Genomic DNA, 4,356 nt, shown 5'->3' on the forward strand with positions numbered 1-4,356 from the left:
GTAATTGTTGAGTGTGCAACAAAGAGCTTGTCATTATCAGCACCAACTGAAACACTTGCATCTGAAGACAAGTTTGTTATTGTTGAGTTCAAAATTGTCAGGTCTTCCATCCCGGCTCCACCCGTGAAAGCTCGGCTGATCTCAGGTCCGGTGGATATCGTGCTGTCTGAGATTATTGCTGTATCATTCCCTCCACCAACAGCAATAGTTACACCCCCAATTGTTGTGACTATCATTGAGTCTTTTATAACAATGTTATCATTGCCTTCGTTTAGGAAAATTGTGTCGTTTGTGCTTATCAACTTTGCACTATCAATCAATATTTCATCATCTGCAGTGCCTACTGTGATGGAGCTAATCAGTCCTTGAACTGTAGCCATAAATATGTCAACATGATTTGGGCCATTGCCCAAATGTATAGCTATTAAGTTGTTAGTGTCTATATTTCCATCTTTCAGCACATTTACTTGAACTCCGTTGTTATTTGCACCTTGTTGAATGCCAGTAAGATCAGGATTAGGTTCAAGTTCATCACATCTAAATCGGTCAGACCCTGTTTGTACGCAGCGTGAATAGCTTGGTTGTGCTGCTAATGATATAAAAATAGCCATAGCACATAATATTAAATTTCTCATAATGCCTCCGCCTTGAGGAAAAATCTTATGTTCAAGACTACATAATTTAGTGAGAAATTAATATCATTGGAATAGAACTTGCCTGTGACTATTGCATTCAAAGAGCCTTTTCGTTAGGCTTTGCATATAAATCCAAAAAGGGTGGGTGATATAAATGAAAAGGTTCTCTTTAGTTCTACTTTTAGTTATCAGCATCGTATACATAAGTGATGTAGAAAAGGCCTTGGCAGAATCAAAGGGCGATCTAGAATCTACTGTTGAGCAGGCCGTTATGCTCAGAAATACCGGTGATACTGCTATAGCGCTTCAGCTCTACTCAGACGATGTGACCTACTATCTTGTTGATCAAGTACCGCCGGAACTTAAAGGCGTTAAAGAGATAAAAGAATACTATGATTTCATTAGAACAGCTTATCCGGATATGAAGTATGAGATAAAGGATATGAGTGTGGATGGCAATAAAGTCACGGCTCATCTTGTCTTTAATGGAACTAACACAGGTCCAAGGGGAGATCTTCCTCCTACAAATAAGAAAGTCACCTTCACAACGATTTCTATATATGAGATAACTGATGGAGAAATCTCAAACGTCTGGGTTCATACAAATAAAGCTGCAATATACAGACAGTTAGGAATGACTGAATTGCCTACTTTTGATAGCAAGTAAAAAGGGGGCACATGACCCCCTTTAAGTATTTTTTATTGTTATCTACTCTTCACAAGAGATAGTCGTCTCTCCGAGGCAGACATCTAGACCGCCACCGCCTCTGACTATATCTGTGCCCTCTTGGCCGTCTATATCGTCCATTCCTCTTCCGCCTCTGGCTCTATCATCACCAAGACCAAGATCTACTATGTCCGCCCCAGCCCCGGCTCTAACTCTATCATTTCCCTGAGCAGAATCTACGCAATCATCCCCTCCAAATGCAAAAATTACATCATTTCCAGAGGTTCCACATATGATATCATCATCCTCCGTGCCGAAGAAAAATGTTCTATTCCCCATTTCTGTACCAATCAATATGGCATTAGGGTCTGAGCAGTCGCACTGCTCGCACGCATCACCTATGCCGTCTTGGTCAAAATCAATCTGTGAAGGATTTGAGTCGAATATACAGTTATCCGTATTATCCGGAACACCATCATTATCAAAATCCCCTTGAGCAAAAACCTGTGTTGGAAGAGCAAAAAATAGACAGACTAATACTAGGATAAAGCTATACTGGAAAAGATTTTTCATCTTGTTCCCTCCTTTAAGATATTGACCTACCGCCTGGTAGATATTGCCATTATATAACATATAGGAGTTTAATCCAAGTGAAATATTATTTAACTATAGGTAGTTAGGTTATATGCAAGTATTTTTCTTTACCCATTTCGTAAGATTTAATAGGAGGTGAATTTAAAATTCAAGGGGGTAGTTTTCCAGACAATTCTTAAGACTTGAGTTCTAGAGCTAGATCACATATACATAAAAAAAGGGGAGCAATGCTCCCCTTTATAAGTTTTGTTTTTTATATCAATTAAGCAGTAACTTGGCGTCTTCGAACAATAATAAATCCAACTGTTCCTAAAATGACTGCCATAGTTATCAGTCCCCATTCAGAGAGCGTTGGGACGTTCCTTGTTGCACCAGCTTCACCAAATCTGATATCCAATATGCCCATTGTTGCATCGATGTTGTTATCACTTAAAGAGATATTAGTAATAGCCTCTTGAGCAACAATGCCAATAAAACTATTGATTGACGAGGTTGCGTTTACATTTGTAGTTCCCAACAGCACATTTCCTGCTCCAAACACCTCTACAGTGATCGTGCTGTTACATCCTGCCACAAGACCAAAACATCCTAATGTTAACCCCACCGCGCTTATCTCTGGGTTGAATTCGATATTGATAACACTATTAGCGGTAGTTTCATCTGTTAGAACATTTGGTGGATTATTATCAAAATTGAAAAGATCTTCTCCTGCTACGAGAAATGCGCCAGGTGTTGGACCATCTGTAATTTGTATGTCTGGAAGTATATCTCCAGGTGAAAAACATATGTCGTTACTATTTGAATTGACAGGGCTCGAGCAAGGTCCTATAGTACCAAAATCAGGAGCATCTGCAGCGGAGAAATCTTGAAAATTAAGGTTGCTGTTCATGGCAAGAAACTGCTGTAAATCGTTAGTGGTTGCGATTTGAGCCTGGGAATTAGAGTATGAAACAAAGAAGGCTAATATGAATGCCATGGAAAAAAATAATAGAATCTTAGTTCTTCTAATCATTGTATCCTCCATAGGAATAAATAATTTAACGCCATTATATCATATAAGAATGTTTAAAACAATTGATTAATATTAATGCTTTATGATTGTATTTGTGACCATCATAGAATAGAATTTGCGTATCAAATTGAATCTTAAGGAATCTAGTTGATGCCCATATACGGACCAGATTTAGACGACCCAATACCAATAACTAACTTACTCAAGCGAGGGCTTGAGAGTAAGCCTGATGACACTGCTTTAGTGTCACTTGATACAACTCTCACTTGGCGTGAGCTTGATGAATCGACCACTAGACTTGCAGCCGGATATCTTGCCCACGGGCTTGTGCCAGGGGATAGGATAGCTTCACTCATGCCGAACAGAGTTTCTTTGCTTGTGCATTATATTGCTTGCTTTAAAGCTGGTTTGGTAATTGTGCCCCTTAATTATAGATACATGTCACCAGAGATAGATCATGCGCTTGAAGTTAGCGGCGCAAAAGCTCTTTTGGCCCATGCAGAGAGAAACGAGGATATTGCAGCATCTGATCTTGCCCCTGAACTGCCGCTAGGAATAATTACCCACAGTTCAAAGGAAGAGGAGCTGCAAACTTTAGAGAAGCTTCTAGAGAGCGATCCAACTGACACCCATATACCTACTCCTGAGCCTAGCAGTAATGCCGCAATATTTTTTACCTCTGGCAGCACTGGGCCAGCCAAGGGCGTTACTCACACTCATGAATCCCTTAAATGGATGTTTGCTAGTGCTGCCCAAGCATTTGAATTCACGGACAAAGATACTCTTTTGCCCGGATCTTCAATCTCACATTTAGGAGGGTTTTTATTCTCATTAGCAGCACTATCAATAGGTGCCAGAGTCTTAGTTGCCAGAAGATATGATCCAGACGAAATTATTCCAATTCTTCGTACATATAAACCTACAGTTCTCTGCATGATTCCTGCAGCATTGTTTAAGGTAATCAGGGATCACGGAGCAACAAGAGAAGACTTCTCGTCGCTTAGAATGTGCAGAGCTGGAGCAGACACAGTACCGCTTGAACTAGAGAAGGAATATATAGATCTAACTGGACATCCCATAGATGAAGGATACGGATCAAGTGAGATGGGGCTCGCGACATTAAACCCGCCCTCTGGATTAATCAAGATCGGCTCTATTGGTTTGCCTGTTCCTGGATTTACATTTGCACTTAAGGATGATCAAGGCAATGAGGTGAAAGCCGGAGTTGAGGCGAATGCATGGGTAAGATCAAACAGTCTTATGTCTGGTTACTGGGACAACCCAGAGTCTTCTGCCGAAGTTCTTCTGGACGGTTGGTTTGATACAGGGGATGTTCTTAAGGCGGACGAAGACGGCTATTTGCACTTTGTTAGCCGTAAAAAGCAAATTATTGTGCATGATGGATCTAATATAAGTCCGGTTGAGGTAGAGGAGTCCCTCTTAGAGCA

Annotated in this window: 5 protein-coding genes; 2 read left to right on the forward strand and 3 right to left on the reverse strand. The window is 40.5% G+C overall.

Going from position 1 to position 4,356, the window contains the following annotated elements; genetic code table 11:
• A partial coding sequence (locus tag AAF462_10400) for a hypothetical protein (GenBank protein ID MEM7009532.1) occupies window positions 1-635 on the reverse strand: 635 nt, incomplete at its 3' end.
• Between the two features lie 154 nt (window positions 636-789).
• Here AAF462_10400 and AAF462_10405 point away from each other — a divergent pair.
• On the forward strand, window positions 790-1,302 hold the full coding sequence (locus AAF462_10405; protein MEM7009533.1) for an ester cyclase: 513 nt from the start codon (window positions 790-792) through the stop codon (window positions 1,300-1,302).
• A gap of 42 nt (window positions 1,303-1,344) precedes the next feature.
• Here the strand turns inward: AAF462_10405 and AAF462_10410 are convergent, their stop codons facing one another.
• Both AAF462_10410 and AAF462_10415 read right to left on the reverse strand, forming a co-directional pair.
• Window positions 1,345-1,875: a thrombospondin type 3 repeat-containing protein gene (locus tag AAF462_10410; protein ID MEM7009534.1), complete on the reverse strand. Its 531-nt coding sequence runs from the start codon at window positions 1,873-1,875 to the stop codon at window positions 1,345-1,347.
• Between the two features lie 283 nt (window positions 1,876-2,158).
• Window positions 2,159-2,908 carry an IPTL-CTERM sorting domain-containing protein gene (locus tag AAF462_10415; GenBank protein MEM7009535.1) on the reverse strand — a complete coding sequence of 250 codons (750 nt, stop codon included), beginning with the start codon at window positions 2,906-2,908 and terminating at the stop codon, window positions 2,159-2,161.
• A gap of 150 nt (window positions 2,909-3,058) precedes the next feature.
• Here AAF462_10415 and AAF462_10420 point away from each other — a divergent pair.
• A partial coding sequence (locus AAF462_10420; protein ID MEM7009536.1) for a class I adenylate-forming enzyme family protein occupies window positions 3,059-4,356 on the forward strand: 1,298 nt, incomplete at its 3' end.

The organism is Thermodesulfobacteriota bacterium, assembly GCA_039028315.1.
Taxonomy (GTDB): domain Bacteria; phylum Desulfobacterota_D; class UBA1144; order Nemesobacterales; family UBA2774; genus CR02bin9.